The sequence below is a fragment of the Aeromonas sp. S12(2024) genome, assembly GCF_041402305.1.
In the GTDB taxonomy this organism is placed as follows: Bacteria; Pseudomonadota; Gammaproteobacteria; order Enterobacterales; family Aeromonadaceae; genus Aeromonas; species Aeromonas veronii.
Window position 1 is genome coordinate 22,438 of record NZ_JBGLRB010000014.1, and the last position, 15,777, is coordinate 38,214.

Below are 15,777 nucleotides of genomic sequence, written 5' to 3' on the forward strand. Positions count from 1 at the left end.
ATGACGATTGTTCCGGTATCCCGGGCCGATTATCCGGCCCTGATCGATCTGTGGGAGGCCTCTGTGCGGGCGACCCACCACTTCCTGCCCGAGGCCGAGATCCTCGCGCTTAAACCGCTTATTCTGGAGCACTACTTCGATGCGGTGACACTGCACAGTGCACGCACAGAAGAGGGGCAGATTACGGGTTTTAGCGGAGTGTACGAGGGCAAGCTGGAGATGCTGTTTGTGGCTCCCGAGGCGCGCGGCAGTGGCGTGGGTCGCTGGCTGGTGGCGCATGCCATCAGCCAGTGCGGCGTGACGCAGGTTGACGTCAACGAGCAGAACGAACAGGCGGTGGGCTTCTATCTGAAGATGGGATTCACCGTGACGGGTCGTTCGCCGCTGGATGGTCAGGGCAAGCCCTATCCGCTGCTGCATATGACGCTGGCGCCGACCTGATCGTGCCTGATGAGGCGCAGTACCCATAAACCAACGGGGGATGGCATCAGCCATCCCCCGTTTTTTTGATCGTGTTTGTTACTTGCTGGCGACCTTGTTCACCACCTTGATCAGCTGATAGCGCAGGGAGGGGGCATCGGCCGGCACATCGGTGAGCTGCTCCTTGCTGACAGTGAGCTGGTAGCGATAGCCCGGCTCGAACTGGAAGCCTTCAATATTCTGGTAGAACAGCGTCCAGGGCTGCTGCTCATCACTGCGAACCTGCATGCACTGCATCGGGCCAACTCCAACGCAATCGACCAGCTGGCTGTTGATATAGAGGGTCTCCCCCTGTGACGGGGCGGGGGCGCTCTGGCAGGCGGTCAGCAGCAAGGCTGCGCTGATAAACAGTGGTTTCATAATGGACTCCTTAACGCGAAAGGGGGCATTAGAGCGGCAAACAAAAAGGCGGTCAATGACCGCCTTTGTAACAAACCATATCAGCGCAGTGGTTAGCGTTGCTCGAGCGGAGTGAACTCGCGCAGCGGGTGGCCCACGTAGAGCTGGCGTGGGCGACCAATCTTGCTGTCCGGGTCTGAGTGGAACTCGTTCCAGTGGGCAATCCAGCCGATGGTGCGGGAGATGGCGAAGATCACGGTGAACATGCTCATCGGGATGCCGATCGCCTTCATGATGATGCCGGAGTAGAAGTCCACGTTCGGGTAGAGTTTCTTCTCGACGAAGTAGGGGTCGGAGAGCGCAATACGCTCCAGCTCCATGGCCACGTCCAGCAGTGGATCCTTGATCTGCAGCTCGGTCAGTACTTCGTGGCAGGTTTCGCGCATCACAGTGGCACGGGGGTCGTGGTTCTTGTAGACGCGGTGACCAAAGCCCATCAGACGGAACGGATCATTCTTGTCCTTGGCCTTGGCGATGTACTCGGGGATGCGATCCACCGAGCCGATCTCTTCCAGCATGCGCAGGCAGGCTTCGTTGGCACCACCGTGGGCCGGTCCCCACAGGGAGGCGATCCCCGCGGCGATACAGGCGAACGGGTTGGCACCGGAGGAGCCAGCCAGACGAACGGTGGAGGTGGAGGCGTTCTGCTCGTGATCCGCATGGAGGGTAAAGATACGATCCATGGCGCGTTCAACGATGGGATTGACCTTGTACTCTTCGGTCGGCACGCCAAACATCATGTGCAGGAAGTTACCGGCATAGGAGAGGGCGTTACGCGGCTGCATGAACGGCTGGCCGATGGAGTACTTGTAACACATGGCGGCCAGAGTCGGCATCTTGGAGAGCAGACGGAAGGCACAGATCTCGCGATGCTGCTCGTTATTGATGTCGAGGGCATCGTGATAGAAGGCTGACAGGGCGCTGACCACACCGCACATGATGGCCATAGGGTGGGAGTCGCGACGGAAGCCGCGGAAGAAGAAGGCGATCTGCTCGTGCACCATGGTGTGGCGGGTGACCAGGCGTTCGAATTCGGCATATTGGGCCTTGGTCGGCGCTTCGCCGTACAGCAGGATATAGCAGACTTCCAGATAGGTGGCCTGGGTGGCCAACTGGGCGATGGGGTAACCACGGTGCAGCAAGACACCCTGATCCCCGTCAATGTAGGTAATGGCAGATTTGCAAGAACCGGTCGCCATAAAACCGGGGTCAAAGGTGAAATACCCCTGTGATCCCAATTTTCTGACATCGATGACATCCGGGCCGATGGTGCCGGAGAGGATCGGCAGTTCGACCGGATCTTTTCCGGGCAGGTGTAGGGTGGCTATCTTATCAGCCATAGCACGTCTCCTTTGCTCTTTATAATTTGGTTCCAGTCCTACTCTATTACGACTTTTATGACGCTGGCAAAGGTTGTTACCCATACCGAAGTGGCTGGAGCGCCTTATTTGAAACAGAGTTCCTTATCAATGTCAATTTTGCTGGAACCCCATTAATGGCATTAATGAAATGTTAAATTAAATATGCGATCGAGTTTGCGGTTTTGTGTTTTCTTTGTAGCTAATTGATTGTCTTCGGTTAAGGCCGCCGATATACTGCGCCACGTGGGTCATGGCTGCGGGTGTTTGAAACGCTTTGGCAAAGCCTGATGTGAAACCGAAAACTCGCGTTTTGGCTTTTTCAGAGTGTTTTGGTAACAAAAAACCAACAATCACCATTCCGTGCCCTCAAGTGTGAGTTAAAACAATAACTAACGTGCTCAATGGAGCTGAGTGGGCAAGCGTGAAAAACAAACAGAGACCGGTCAACCTCGACCTACAGACGATCAGCTTTCCTGTCACTGCCATTGCATCCATCCTGCACCGTGTTTCAGGGGTCATTACCTTTGTTGCACTGGGCATCTTGCTGTGGATGCTTGGTACTTCACTCGCCTCTCCCGAAGGGTTTGAAACCGTGGTTGCCATCATGGACAACTTCCTGGTCAAACTCGTGCTGTGGGGGATCCTGACTGCGCTGGCATACCACATTGTGGGCGGCTTGCGTCATCTGGTCATGGATATGGGCTATTGGGAAGAGCTGGAATCCGGCAATCAGAGCGCCCGCGTGGCCTTCGTGATCACCGCGATCCTGGCTGTATTGGCGGGAGTGCTTGTATGGTAACCAATTCTGCAACCTTCGGGCGCAGCGGCGTTCATGATTACATCCTGATCCGCGCCACCGCCCTCATCATGACCTGTTATGTCCTCTATCTGGTGGGCTTTGTCGCGTTCAACGACATCACCTACGAGGTGTGGGCAGGCTTCTTCGCCAAAACATTCACCAAAGTATTCACCCTGTTGACCCTGCTCTGCGTACTGATCCACGCCTGGATTGGTCTGTGGCAGGTGCTGACTGACTATATCAAGCCGGTAGGGCTGCGCGGGGCGCTGCAATTTGCCCTGGTCGTGGTGCTGTTTGTCTATCTGATGACGGGTTTCGTCGTGCTGTGGGGTGTGTAAGGTGACTATTCCAACTCGTGAATTTGATGCGGTGGTGATTGGTGCCGGTGGTGCCGGTATGCGCGCCGCGCTGCAGATTGCCCAGTCCGGCAAGAGCTGCGCTCTGTTGTCCAAGGTTTTTCCAACCCGTTCTCACACTGTCTCCGCCCAGGGCGGGATCACGGTTGCGCTGGGCAATGCCCACGATGACAACTGGCAGTGGCATATGTATGACACGGTAAAAGGTTCCGATTACATCGGTGATCAGGAAGCCATCGAGTACATGTGCAAAACCGGCCCCGAGGCTATCTATGAGCTGGAGAACATGGGGCTGCCCTTCTCCCGTTTCGACAACGGGTCTGTCTACCAGCGTCCGTTTGGTGGTCAGTCCAAGAATTTCGGTGGCGAGCAGGCTGCCCGTACTGCGGCTGCGGCCGACCGTACCGGTCACGCCCTGCTGCACACCCTTTACCAACAAAACGTCAAGAACAAGACCACCGTCTTCTCCGAGTGGTATGCGCTGGATCTGGTGAAAAACCAGGATGGCCATGTGGTGGGTTGTACCGCCATCGATATGGAGAGCGGTGAAGTGGTCTACTTCAAGGCCAAGGCCACCGTGCTGGCGACTGGCGGTGCCGGTCGTATCTACCAGTCCACCACCAATGCCCACATCAATACAGGTGACGGTGTCGGTATGGCGCTGCGTGCCGGCGTCGGCGTGCAGGACATGGAAATGTGGCAGTTCCACCCGACCGGCATCGCCGGGGCTGGGGTGCTGGTAACCGAAGGCTGCCGTGGTGAAGGTGGCTATCTGCTCAATAAAGATGGCGAGCGCTTCATGGAGCGTTACGCCCCGAACGCCAAGGACTTGGCCGGTCGCGACGTGGTGGCCCGCTCCATCATGATCGAGATCCGCGAAGGCCGTGGCTGCGATGGTCCCTGGGGCCCGCACATCAAGCTCAAGCTGGATCACCTCGGCAAAGAGGTGCTGGAATCCCGTCTGCCGGGGATCTGCGAGCTCTCTCGCACCTTCGCCCACGTGGACCCGGTCAAAGAGCCGATCCCGATCATCCCGACCTGCCACTACATGATGGGCGGCGTGCCGACCAACGTGAATGGCCAGTGTCTCACTCAGGATAAGAACGGCAACGACGTGCCGGTGGTCGGTCTGTTTGCGGTGGGCGAGATTGCCTGCGTTTCGGTGCACGGTGCCAACCGTCTGGGTGGCAACTCCCTGCTGGATCTGGTGGTGTTCGGCCGCGCTGCTGGCATGCATCTGGTCAACACCCTGGGCGAGATGGATCACGGCCGCGATGCTTCCGAGTCGGATCTGGATGCCGCACTGGCCCGCTTCAACCGCTGGGAAAATTGCCGTGATGGGGAAGACCCGGTGCAGATCCGCAAAGACCTGCAGCGCTGCATGCAGAACAACTTCTCCGTATTCCGCGAAGGTGCGGCGATGGCAGAGGGGTTGGCCGAGCTCAAAGTTATCCGCGAGCGCCTCAAGTCAGCCCGTCTGGATGACACCTCCAAAGAGTTCAACACCCAGCGCATCGAGTGCCTGGAGCTGGACAACCTGATGGAAACGGCGTTTGCCACGGCGGTTGCCGCCAACTTCCGTACCGAGAGTCGCGGTGCTCACTGCCGCTTCGACTTCCCGGATCGCGACGATGAGAACTGGCTGTGCCACAGCCTCTATCATCCGGACACCGAGTCCATGACCCGTCGCGCTGTCAACATGTCACCCAAGACCCGTGAGGCGTTCCCGCCCAAGGTCCGGACTTACTGATTGCGGAGCCAGCCCTATGAACGTCACATTCTCTGTCTACAGATACAATCCGGATGTTGATAACGTCCCCCATATGAAGGAATATCGTCTTGATATTCCTGAAGGTTCCGACATGATGGTGCTCGACGCACTGATCCAGTTGAAAGAGCTGGATCCCACGCTCGCCTTCCGCCGCTCTTGCCGCGAAGGGGTCTGTGGATCAGACGGGCTCAACATGAATGGCAAGAACGGTCTTGCCTGTATCACCCCGCTCTCCGACCTGCTGAAGAAGGGCAATAACGTCGTTATCCGCCCCTTGCCCGGCCTGCCGGTGATCCGTGATCTGGTGATCGACATGACCCAGTTCTACACCCAGTGGGAGAAGGTCAAACCCTTCCTCATCAATGATGACAAGTTGCCGCCGGTGCGTGAGCACCTGCAATCCCCCGAAGAGCGCGCCAAGCTTGACGGCCTGTACGAGTGCATTCTCTGTGCCTGCTGCTCCACTTCGTGCCCCTCCTTCTGGTGGAATCCCGACAAGTTCATCGGCCCGGCCGGGCTGCTCGCCGCCTACCGCTGGCTGGCTGACAGCCGCGACACCGCGACCACCGAACGACTGGGGAATCTGGACGACGCATTCAGCGTGTTCCGCTGCCATGGCATCATGAACTGCGTGAACGTCTGTCCGAAAGGCTTGAACCCGACCAAGGCGATTGGCCAGATCAAGTCGATGTTGCTCAATCGGGCTGTTTAGTATCAGGGCCGGCCACGTGCTGGCCCGACCTCTGGATAGCCATCCGACCCGTGGCAGGATGGCTATTTGACCCCTACAAGCTGCGCAGCAGTAACAAGAAGTACAAGGGATAGAAATGCATAACGGCGTGATGAAGGCCTGGTTGGAGTCATCTCACCTGGCTGGTGCGAATGCAAGCTATATCGAGGATTTGTACGAATCCTTCCTGGAAAATCCTGACTCCGTGTCCGACGAGTGGCGCAGCCTGTTTAGCGAGCTGCCCCAGGTCAATGGCCATGCGGTTGAACAACCCCACTCCCAGGTCCGCGATTATTTCCGTCGTCTGGCCAAGGATCCCTCTCGCTACAGTGCCCCCGTCTCCGATCCGCAAGTGGATGCCAAGCAGGTGCGGGTATTGCAGCTGATCAACGCCTTCCGTTTCCGTGGTCACCAGAATGCCAATCTGGACCCGCTGGGCCTGTGGCAGCGTGAAACCGTTGCCGAACTGGATCCTGCGTTCCACAACCTGCAGGGCGCAGATATGGAGGCCACCTTCAATGTGGGCTCCTACGCCATCGGTCGCGAGACCATGGTGCTCTCCGACCTCTACGCCTCACTGAAGAAGACCTATTGCGGCTCCATCGGCGCCGACTACATGCACCTCACCTCCACGGAAGAGAAGCGCTGGCTGCAACAGCGTCTCGAATCCATTGAAGGGAAGGGGAGCTACACCCTCGAAGAGAAGACCCGTTTCCTCGAGAGCCTGACCGCCGCCGAAGGGCTGGAGAAATATCTGGGCGCCAAGTTCCCGGGAGCCAAGCGCTTCTCGCTGGAAGGTGGCGACGCCATGATCCCCATGCTTAAGGAGTTGATCCGTCGCGCCGGTGAGCAGGGCTGCAAAGAGGCCGTTATCGGTATGGCCCACCGCGGTCGTCTCAACGTGCTGATCAACGTGCTGGGCAAGCGAGCTCAGGATCTGTTCGACGAGTTTGCCGGCAAGCATGGCGAATCCTGGGGCACCGGTGATGTGAAGTACCATATGGGCTTCTCCTCCGACTTCGCCACCCCGGGTGGCAACGTCCACCTTGCGCTGGCGTTCAACCCCTCTCACCTCGAGATCGTCAACCCTGTGGTCATCGGCTCGGTCCGTGCCCGGATGGATCGTCGCGGTGACAAGGATGGCTCCAGCGTGTTGCCCATCACCATTCACGGTGACTCGGCCATGGCCGGTCAGGGCGTGGTGGCCGAGACCTTCAACATGTCCCAGACCCGCGCCTATGGTGTCGGCGGGACGGTGCGCATCGTCATCAACAACCAGGTTGGTTTCACCACCTCCTATATCCGTGACCTGCGTTCCACCGAATATTGCACCGACATCGCCAAGGCGGTGCAGGCGCCGGTGCTGCACGTCAACGGGGATGATCCGGAAGCCGTGGTGCTGGTGACCCAGATTGCCTTGGATTACCGCAATACCTTCAAACGCGACGTGGTGATCGAACTGGTCTGCTACCGTCGTCACGGTCACAACGAAGCGGACGAGCCGAGCGCGACCCAGCCGCTGATGTACCAGAAGATCAAGCAGCACCCGACCCCGCGCAAGATCTACGCCGATCAGCTGGTGGCCGAGGGGAGCCTCGCTCAGGAGCGGGCGACCGAACTGGTCAACGAGTATCGCGAAGCGCTGGATCGCGGCGAGCGCGTAAGCAAAGAGTGGCGGCCGATGGAGCTGCACTCCGTCGACTGGACCCCTTATCTGGGCCACGACTGGAACATGGCCTATGAGAGTGCCGTGCCGATGGATCACCTCAAGAGCCTCGGCGAGCGGGTGAGCCAGTATCCGGCGACCCACGTGCTGCAGCGTCAGGTCGAGAAGATTTACGAAGACCGCCGTCTGATGGCCGCAGGCGAGAAGCTGGTGGATTGGGGCTTTGCCGAGACCCTGGCCTACGCCACTCTGGTGGACAAGGGGTCCCGCATCCGCTTTACCGGTGAAGACTCCGGCCGTGGCACCTTCTTCCACCGCCACGCCGTGCTGCACAGCCAGACCGATGCCAGCACCTACACCCCGCTGTGCAACCTGCACGACGAGCAAGGCCCGTTCGAGGTGTATGACTCTGTGCTGACCGAGAACGCGGTACTGGCCTTTGAATATGGTTACGCCAGCGCCGAGCCGGCTGGCCTCACCATCTGGGAAGCCCAGTTCGGCGATTTCGCCAACTGTGCCCAGGTAGTGGTGGATCAGTTCCTCTCCTCCGGTGAGCAGAAGTGGGGCCGGATGTGCGGCCTGACCATGTTGCTGCCGCACGGTTACGAGGGGCAGGGCCCGGAGCACTCCTCCGCCCGTCTGGAGCGTTATCTGCAGATGTGCGCCCAGCACAACATGCAGGTGTGCGTGCCCTCAACCCCGGCACAGGTGTTCCATATGCTGCGTCGTCAGGTTGTGCGCCCGATGCGCCGTCCGCTCATCGTGATGACGCCCAAATCCCTGCTGCGCCATCCGCTGGCGGTGAGCAAGCTTGAAGAACTGGCGGAAGGTACCTTCCAGAACGCCATCGGCGAGATCGATGCGCTGGATCCGAAAGCGGTCAAGCGGGTGGTCTTCTGCTCCGGCAAGGTCTACTACGACCTGCTCGATGCCCGTCGCAAGGCCGAGCAGCAAGATGTGGCACTGGTGCGAATTGAGCAGCTCTACCCCTTCCCGGAAGAGGAAGTGCGCGCCATTCTGGCCGATTACAGCCATGTCACCGACTTTGTCTGGTGTCAGGAAGAGCCGCAGAACCAGGGCGCCTGGTACTGCACCCGTCACCACTACGATGGCGTGCTGCCAGCCGGAGCTACCCTGCGTTATGCCGGTCGCCCCGCGTCAGCCTCACCGGCCGTCGGTTACATGTCTGTCCACGCCAAGCAGCAAAAAGCCTTGGTGGAAGATGCCCTTACCCTGTAAAGCCTCTGGCATAGAAGTAAAAAGGAACTGATTGGATGACTATCGAAATCAAGGTACCGGATCTGCCGGAATCAGTGGCCGATGCCACTATCGCCACCTGGCACAAAAAACCGGGCGATCTGGTCGCCCGTGACGAAGTGCTGGTCGACATCGAGACCGACAAGGTGGTGCTGGAAGTGCCGGCACCGCAAGCCGGTGTGCTGGGGGATATTCTGCAAGGGGAAGGGGCGACTGTGTTGTCCCGTCAACTGATTGCCATCCTCACCGCCGCTCCGGTGGCCGGTGAAGAGACCAAAGAGAAACCCGCTGAAGCTGTGGCCGATGATGGCGCGGATGGCTTGAGCCCCTCGGTGCGCCGCCTGATTGGCGAGCACGACATCGACGTGACCAAGCTGACCGGTACCGGCAAGGGGGGTCGCATCACCAAGGATGATGTGGAAGCCTTCATCAAGGCCAAGAGCCAGCCTGCGGCAGCCGCACCGGTCGCAACTGCAGCCCCGGCAGCCAAGGTTGCCCCGCTGGGTGGTCGCACCGACAAGCGGGTACCGATGACCCGTCTGCGCAAGCGCATTGCCGAGCGTCTGCTGGAAGCGAAAAACACCACCGCCATGCTGACCACTTTCAACGAGGTCAACATGAAGCCCATCATGGATCTGCGCAAGCAGTACGGCGAGATCTTCGAGAAGAAGCACGGCATCAAGCTCGGCTTTATGTCCTTCTACGTGAAGGCGGTCGTGGAGTCCCTCAAACGCTATCCGGAAGTGAACGCGGCGCTCGATGGTGATGACGTGGTTTACCACAATTACTTCGACGTCAGCATCGCCGTCTCCACCCCCCGTGGTCTGGTGACGCCGGTGCTGCGCGACTGCGACAACATGAGCCTGGCGGACATCGAGAAGGCCATCAAGGATCTGGCGGGCAAGGGCCGTGACGGCAAGCTGACCGTGGATGAACTGACTGGCGGCAACTTCACCATCACCAACGGTGGCGTGTTCGGCTCCCTGATGTCCACCCCGATCATCAACCCGCCCCAGAGCGCCATTCTGGGCATGCACAAGATCCAGGATCGCCCGATGGCCGTTGACGGCAAAGTCGAGATCCTGCCGATGATGTACCTGGCGCTCTCCTACGATCACCGTCTCATCGACGGACGCGAATCGGTAGGCTTCCTGGTCTCCGTCAAGGAGCTCTTGGAAGACCCGACCCGTCTGTTGCTGGACGTCTAAGCCTGTGGCACCCGGGCAAGGGGTTTGCGCCCCGAGCCGGATGTGCTGCTGGACGTTTGAGTAATACCCGAGCGATTGAAAGATAACGAGGGGCCGCCCAGGCCCCCATTCACAGGGGATTGAGAAACACCAGCCCCGGACGGAAATACCTACAACACGGATAGAGCATCTATGAATCTGCATGAATATCAGGCAAAACAGCTGTTTGCCGAGTATGGCCTGCCGGTCTCCGAAGGTTATGCCTGTGCTACCCCACAAGAAGCGGCCGAAGCGGCCGACAAGATTGGCGGCAATACCTGGGTCGTCAAATGCCAGGTACACGCCGGTGGCCGCGGTAAAGCGGGCGGCGTGAAAGTGGCCAAGAGCAAGGATGAGATCCGTGCTTTTGCCCAAAACTGGCTTGGCAAAAATCTGGTGACCTACCAGACCGACGCCAACGGCCAGCCGGTCACCAAGATCCTGGTGGAATCTTGCACCGACATCGCCAAAGAGCTCTACCTGGGCGCCGTAGTTGACCGTGGTTCGCGCCGCGTGGTCTTCATGGCCTCAACCGAAGGTGGCGTGGATATCGAGAAGATCGCCCACGAAACCCCCCATCTGATCCACAAGGCGGCTATCGATCCGCTGGTGGGTCCGCAGGCTTATCAGGCCCGCGAACTGGCCTTCAAACTGGGTCTGGTCGGCGATCAGATCAAACAGTTCACCAAGATCTTCATGGGTCTGGGCCAGATGTTCCTGGATTGCGATTTCGCGCTGCTGGAGATCAACCCGCTGGTGATCACCGCCCAGGGCAACCTGCACTGCCTGGATGGCAAGATCAACATCGACGCCAACGCACTGTATCGTCAGCCCAAGTTGCGCGAGATGCACGACCCGTCACAAGATGACCCCCGCGAAGCGCACGCCGCCCAGTGGGAGCTCAACTATGTGGCCCTCGATGGCAACATCGGCTGCATGGTCAACGGCGCGGGTCTGGCCATGGGCACCATGGACATCGTCAACCTGCACGGCGGCAAGCCGGCCAACTTCCTTGACGTCGGCGGCGGCGCCACCAAGGAGCGGGTGACCGAGGCGTTCAAGATCATCCTCTCCGACAGCAACGTCAAAGCGGTGCTGGTCAACATCTTTGGCGGCATCGTGCGCTGCGACATGATCGCGGAAGGCATCATAGGTGCGGTCAAGGAAGTGGGGGTCAAGGTGCCCGTCGTGGTCCGTCTGGAAGGCAACAACGCCGAGCTGGGTGGTATCAAGCTGGCCGAGAGCGGCCTCAACATCATTGCGGCCAAGAGTCTGACCGATGCCGCGCAGCAAGTCGTCAAAGCAGCGGAGGCCAACTGATGAGCGTACTGATCAACAAGGACACCCGAGTCATCTGCCAGGGCTTTACCGGCGGTCAGGGTACTTTCCACTCCGAGCAGGCGCTCTCCTATGGTACCCAGCTGGTGGGCGGCGTCTCTCCGGGTAAGGGCGGCACCACCCATCTGGGCCTGCCGGTGTTCAACACCGTCCGTGACGCGGTCGAAGCGACCGGCGCCACCGCCTCCGTCATCTATGTGCCGGCGCCGTTCTGCAAGGACGCGATCCTGGAAGCGATCGATGCGGGCATCAAGCTCATCGTCACCATCACCGAAGGCATCCCGACCTTGGATATGCTGGATGTGAAAGTGAAGCTGCAAGAGACCGGCGTGCGGATGATCGGCCCCAACTGCCCAGGCGTGATCACTCCGGGTGAGTGCAAGATCGGCATCATGCCGGGCCACATTCACAAGCCGGGCAAGGTGGGCATCGTCTCCCGCTCCGGCACCCTGACCTACGAAGCGGTCAAGCAGACCACTGACGAGGGCTTTGGCCAGTCCACCTGCGTCGGTATCGGTGGCGACCCCATCCCGGGCTCCAACTTTATCGACATTCTGGAGATGTTCCAGAACGACCCGCAGACCGAAGCGATCGTGATGATCGGCGAGATCGGCGGCAACGCCGAGGAAGACGCGGCTGCCTATATCAAGGCCCACGTCACCAAGCCGGTGGTCTCCTATATTGCCGGTGTTACCGCACCTCCCGGCAAGCGGATGGGCCACGCTGGCGCCATCATCTCCGGTGGCAAGGGGACTGCCGCCGAGAAGTTTGCCGCGCTGGAAGATGCTGGCGTGAAAACCGTCCGCTCCCTGGCCGATATCGGCAAGGCCCTGCGTGAAGTAACCGGTTGGTAATTCCTTTTAGCCCGTTATCTCTAATAAAAAATGCCGCCCCTTGGGGCGGCATTTTTATTGTCGAAAGTTTGGTGTCGTTATTTTTAATGCCTGCTTTTGCTGGTGAGAAGTGATAATATTTCAGATTTGTTGTACAAATGCTATGCTTCATGCCAAACACTTATTCAAGGAAGTCAAAAATGCTTACACTTGCCGCGTATAGGTTAGAGACCCAGCAACTGACAGAGAAGGAACTAGAATCATCATGGTTGGTACTGACGAATGCTATTGACGTTTGGCTTGCTGGTAAGGGGGTAGAGAAATTAGCTGTAGATTCTGGCATCTTTACGTCAAAAACGCCCGGCGCAACAGGCACATTCGAAAGAACAAACATATCCATCGAATCAGGAAGTCTAATTGAAGTTTCCTTAATCGAACCTACGATGGATGGCCATACTTTCAGAACAAATCTAGCCTTAACTAAATTAGATGGAGTCATTGTATTCTATCTAACATTGTCTGCATCTAATGCAGGGGATATGGTTGCACCTACATCATTTTACCCAAGATGCCCTTCATTAATTCGGGATGTTTTGAAACTAAGAAGCGATTGGCACTTTGGGGGAAATAATATTCCTCCTGCAAAAGAGATTCTTTCAGCCGGTAAAGAGTCGGCAGAAAAACTTGTAGAATATTTGCTTAGTAATACTAGGTCATTACCAGTCACCATTGTATCTGAGTTAGATGGTGAGCCTATTTGGCCTCAGTTAACAGAAAAGTTATCGCATGACTTGGCTGGATTGTCTTCGGTTGTAAGAATTGACGCTGATGCTTCATGGGCATTAAGTAATCTTCTTGGTAAGCCTCAGTCTTGCTACTTAGGAGCAGTCAGAATCTATTGGCCATTACGTGCTGATACGCAGGACCCTTTGGAATTGAGAAGTAAGATCTGGACTGCCGAGCGCTTACTTTCTAATGATACGGATGGAAAGGGTCTTTCTAGATTCACCACATCACTCCGTCGTCAAGTCATGAGTATTGCAGCCCTGTCGGTTGATGCACCTCTTCAGATTAGAAAAATAAAAAGAGAACATTCGCATGCTCGCTTGGCTCAGCTTGAGGCAAAAGCAGATGCAAACTCGGAGGAGCTGGAACTAGCAAGACTTTATATAGAGGAGAATGAAACTCTTAAAGATGATTTGGAGTCAGCAAAGAAAGAGATCGCGAAACAATCTGCCAGAGCTGATGCAGCAGAATACGCAATTGAAGTCTTGAAATCTGCTGAGGGGGATGGTTTGGATGACGCTGTTGGCGTCACAGAAAAAGTTTATATTAATGAAGTTAGCTTCTACAAGAAGACACACAGCAAGCCTTCCTACGATGTGCTTGTAAGGATTTCCGACTGTGGTCACAACTCATGGCAGACAGCCAATAAAGCTGATAAAGCAACTAAAGGTATCGAAAGGCTTGAGGGACGTCTTGACTGGAAGGGCTTATACCACTGCGGATCATGTCAGGGTGGTGGAGTTTGGAAGGTTATATGGTGAAAATCGGTATAACTGAGGACTTGAGGAGACAATTTAGCCACCCTGTTTTTTGGTGAAGGTTAAATCTTTAGCTTTATATGAGGTGTGAGGCTAATAAATTACCAGTTTACGATAAATTAGCTTATAAGACACACCTTACTGAGATGCACCCACCGCTTGTGCGGTGGGATTCTTGTGAGGTGATTAAGCTACTCCGGCCAGAATGATTAGTATTAGTTTCAGTGGGTGGTCGACAAGCAATGCCAGCTATCGCATCTCGTATGTTGGGCTAAAAAGGTAGGTTGGTGCTGAACGAAGTGAAGCCCAACGTTTACCGTGAAATATGTTTGTCAATCTGTTTACGGCTCGGTCACATCATTGTTTATCCTGCTCTGTCTGGCGCAATCACGCTCGCCTGTTGGGCTTCGCTACGCTCTGCGCCAACCTACAAATCATGCTATCTCAATCCTGCCGTCGCAGGGGTCAATCAGCTGATCACGCTTGGTGATAATGCCCCTCAGAATTCACCTGTAAAAATGCCGACCCTCGGGTCGGCACTTTCAAGAAATAGGGTGTGGGGCGAAACAGTATGGGAAATGGTTGCCCTCTATCGCCGGGCTATTTATCCGCCTTGCCCGCCGCATCGGCAAGTTTGGCCAGCTGTTTGTCATACCAGGCCACCGGACGGTTCTCATCTTCCGCCCGCTCCTTGCGCCGGATGGCGTTGCGTACCGCCATGGCCCCCAGCCAGCGGAATGGCTCTGGAGGGAAGTAGCCACGCGGGCCGCTTACCAGGGCGCATTCACGCCAGGGTTTATCCTCCTCCCGCACTTCATCGCGCACCAAAGCCGCCAGGATCTGGCCTCCGATCCAGCTTTGCGCCACTCCGTTGCCGGAGTAGCCGAGGCCATAGACGATATTGGACTGCCCTCGCCAGTTACCGAAGAAGGGGAGGCCATCCACCGAGCGGTCGGAGGCGCCGCACCAGCTGGCGGCGATGGGCACCTCTTTAAGCGCCGGAAAGAAGCGGCGCAGGGTGCGGGTGAGGGGGGCAAGATAGCGGCTGGGGGCATCGAACTCGGCCAGATGGCGGTTGGCAAAGGCGAAGGTGTTGCCCCCCTTGCCCAGCATCAGCCGCCCTTGCGGGGTGGAGCGGTAGTAATGTACAAAGGTGCGGCCATCCACCACGGAGCGGCCGTGCGCAAGCTGCTGGGCGGCCAGTGCATCCGGCGCGGGGTCGGTGATCACCATATCGGAGGAGACCAGCACGATACTGCGGCGAAACTCGCGAAAGTGCTGCACCATGGCGCTGTTGAGGGCCAGTACCACCTTGCGGGCACGTACCTCACCCTGCGGCGTTGGCACCCGCGCTGGCTGGCCCGCCTCAAGGCGCTGCATGGGGGAGTGCTCATAAACCTCGACCCCCAGCTCACGCGCCACCCGCAGCAGGCCGCGCACCAGCAGTGCCGGTTGCACCGAGCCCGCGTGGGGGCTGTAGAGCCCCTCCAGATGAACGTGGGAGCCGCTCTGGCTCGCCAGTTCACCTTCTTCAATCGCCTGCCACTGGTTAAGGTCGGCTCGCTGTAGCTCCCGCAATACCGGTTCCATCAGGCCGCGCTGGGCCTCGCTGGTGGCGGTGTAGCAGGTGCCCTCGACCCTCAGCTGTGCCTCTATGTTGTGCGTTTCGCAGAAGCGGGCGATCTCGTGTACCGCCTGCTCGGATCTTTGCACCAGCCAGGCAGCCTGCTCTTCGCCAAAGAGGCGCTTTAACGTCAAATACTTGGCCGACCAGGTGAGCAGGCAGCCGCCGTTGCGCCCGGAGGCGCCGCTGCCGCAGCGATCTTTTTCCAGCACCAGGATACGTAAGGCAGGTTCGGCCTGTTTAAGGGTGATGGCGCTCCACAGCCCGGTAAAGCCGCCACCGACGATGCAGACATCGGCCTCGTGGTGGCCGTGAAGTGGCTTGGGAGGCGCGGGTTGTTCGGCGGCGAGCGCTTCGGCCAGCCAGAAGGGGAGAGTGGACATGATGACTCCT

General features: G+C 57.9%; 13 protein-coding genes. 10 read left to right on the top strand and 3 right to left on the bottom strand.

The genetic code is table 11. The features are described 5' to 3' along the window. The gene (locus tag ACB035_RS14085; protein ID WP_371167502.1) at window positions 1-441 is read left to right on the top strand and encodes an acetyltransferase; all 441 of its coding nucleotides are present in this window, start codon (window positions 1-3) and stop codon (window positions 439-441) included. A 78-nt stretch (window positions 442-519) separates the two neighbouring features. Here the strand turns inward: ACB035_RS14085 and ACB035_RS14090 are convergent, their stop codons facing one another. Together ACB035_RS14090 and ACB035_RS14095 are read right to left on the bottom strand one after the other, a co-directional pair. Next, the gene (locus ACB035_RS14090; RefSeq protein WP_088868807.1) at window positions 520-840 is read right to left on the bottom strand and encodes a DUF4377 domain-containing protein; all 321 of its coding nucleotides are present in this window, start codon (window positions 838-840) and stop codon (window positions 520-522) included. A gap of 92 nt (window positions 841-932) precedes the next feature. Then, window positions 933-2,219: a citrate synthase gene (locus ACB035_RS14095; protein WP_005333572.1), complete on the bottom strand. Its 1,287-nt coding sequence runs from the start codon at window positions 2,217-2,219 to the stop codon at window positions 933-935. Between the two features lie 442 nt (window positions 2,220-2,661). On the opposite strand from ACB035_RS14095, the gene sdhC reads away from it, so the two are divergent. From sdhC to ACB035_RS14140, 9 genes are all read left to right on the top strand, one after another. Next, window positions 2,662-3,039, top strand: coding sequence for a succinate dehydrogenase cytochrome b556 subunit (sdhC, locus tag ACB035_RS14100; RefSeq protein WP_005333571.1), 378 nt, complete (start codon window positions 2,662-2,664; stop codon window positions 3,037-3,039). Further along, the gene (gene sdhD, locus ACB035_RS14105; protein WP_005333558.1) at window positions 3,033-3,377 is read left to right on the top strand and encodes a succinate dehydrogenase, hydrophobic membrane anchor protein; all 345 of its coding nucleotides are present in this window, start codon (window positions 3,033-3,035) and stop codon (window positions 3,375-3,377) included. The genes sdhC and sdhD overlap by 7 nt, the downstream gene beginning before the upstream one ends. A gap of 1 nt (window position 3,378) precedes the next feature. Next, a complete protein-coding gene (sdhA, locus tag ACB035_RS14110) occupies window positions 3,379-5,145 on the top strand; it encodes a succinate dehydrogenase flavoprotein subunit (RefSeq protein ID WP_040066317.1) in 1,767 nt (588 codons plus the stop codon). 16 nt (window positions 5,146-5,161) lie between these two features. Continuing rightward, entirely contained in the window at window positions 5,162-5,878 is a 717-nt protein-coding gene (locus tag ACB035_RS14115) for a succinate dehydrogenase iron-sulfur subunit (RefSeq protein ID WP_005333549.1), read from the top strand. A 115-nt stretch (window positions 5,879-5,993) separates the two neighbouring features. Then, a complete protein-coding gene (gene sucA / locus ACB035_RS14120) occupies window positions 5,994-8,801 on the top strand; it encodes a 2-oxoglutarate dehydrogenase E1 component (protein WP_005333548.1) in 2,808 nt (935 codons plus the stop codon). Between the two features lie 35 nt (window positions 8,802-8,836). Then, entirely contained in the window at window positions 8,837-10,027 is a 1,191-nt protein-coding gene (odhB, locus tag ACB035_RS14125) for a 2-oxoglutarate dehydrogenase complex dihydrolipoyllysine-residue succinyltransferase (RefSeq protein WP_005333546.1), read from the top strand. Window positions 10,028-10,198: 171 nt separating this feature from the next. Next, window positions 10,199-11,365, top strand: a complete 1,167-nt coding sequence (sucC, locus tag ACB035_RS14130; RefSeq protein ID WP_005361097.1) for an ADP-forming succinate--CoA ligase subunit beta — start codon at window positions 10,199-10,201, stop codon at window positions 11,363-11,365. Next, the gene (gene sucD / locus ACB035_RS14135) at window positions 11,365-12,237 is read left to right on the top strand and encodes a succinate--CoA ligase subunit alpha (protein ID WP_005333542.1); all 873 of its coding nucleotides are present in this window, start codon (window positions 11,365-11,367) and stop codon (window positions 12,235-12,237) included. The genes sucC and sucD overlap by 1 nt, the downstream gene beginning before the upstream one ends. Before the next feature lie 179 nt (window positions 12,238-12,416). Then, window positions 12,417-13,763 carry a hypothetical protein gene (locus tag ACB035_RS14140; RefSeq protein WP_371167503.1) on the top strand — a complete coding sequence of 449 codons (1,347 nt, stop codon included), beginning with the start codon at window positions 12,417-12,419 and terminating at the stop codon, window positions 13,761-13,763. A 597-nt stretch (window positions 13,764-14,360) separates the two neighbouring features. Here ACB035_RS14140 and ACB035_RS14145 read toward each other — a convergent pair. Then, a complete protein-coding gene (locus ACB035_RS14145) occupies window positions 14,361-15,767 on the bottom strand; it encodes an FAD-dependent oxidoreductase (RefSeq protein WP_371167504.1) in 1,407 nt (468 codons plus the stop codon). Window positions 15,768-15,777 lie beyond the last annotated feature (10 nt).

Bases quoted from the DNA above. Each gene is read 5' to 3' on its own strand.
- ACB035_RS14085 (WP_371167502.1), top strand. From the start codon at position 1: ATGACGATTGTTCCGGTATCCCGGGCCGATTATCCGGCCCTGATCGAT.
- ACB035_RS14090 (WP_088868807.1), bottom strand. From the start codon at position 840: ATGAAACCACTGTTTATCAGCGCAGCCTTGCTGCTGACCGCCTGCCAG.
- ACB035_RS14095 (WP_005333572.1), bottom strand. From the start codon at position 2,219: ATGGCTGATAAGATAGCCACCCTACACCTGCCCGGAAAAGATCCGGTC.
- sdhD (WP_005333558.1), top strand. From the start codon at position 3,033: ATGGTAACCAATTCTGCAACCTTCGGGCGCAGCGGCGTTCATGATTAC.
- ACB035_RS14115 (WP_005333549.1), top strand. From the start codon at position 5,162: ATGAACGTCACATTCTCTGTCTACAGATACAATCCGGATGTTGATAAC.
- sucA (WP_005333548.1), top strand. From the start codon at position 5,994: ATGCATAACGGCGTGATGAAGGCCTGGTTGGAGTCATCTCACCTGGCT.
- odhB (WP_005333546.1), top strand. From the start codon at position 8,837: ATGACTATCGAAATCAAGGTACCGGATCTGCCGGAATCAGTGGCCGAT.
- sucC (WP_005361097.1), top strand. From the start codon at position 10,199: ATGAATCTGCATGAATATCAGGCAAAACAGCTGTTTGCCGAGTATGGC.
- sucD (WP_005333542.1), top strand. From the start codon at position 11,365: ATGAGCGTACTGATCAACAAGGACACCCGAGTCATCTGCCAGGGCTTT.
- ACB035_RS14140 (WP_371167503.1), top strand. From the start codon at position 12,417: ATGCTTACACTTGCCGCGTATAGGTTAGAGACCCAGCAACTGACAGAG.
- ACB035_RS14145 (WP_371167504.1), bottom strand. From the start codon at position 15,767: ATGTCCACTCTCCCCTTCTGGCTGGCCGAAGCGCTCGCCGCCGAACAA.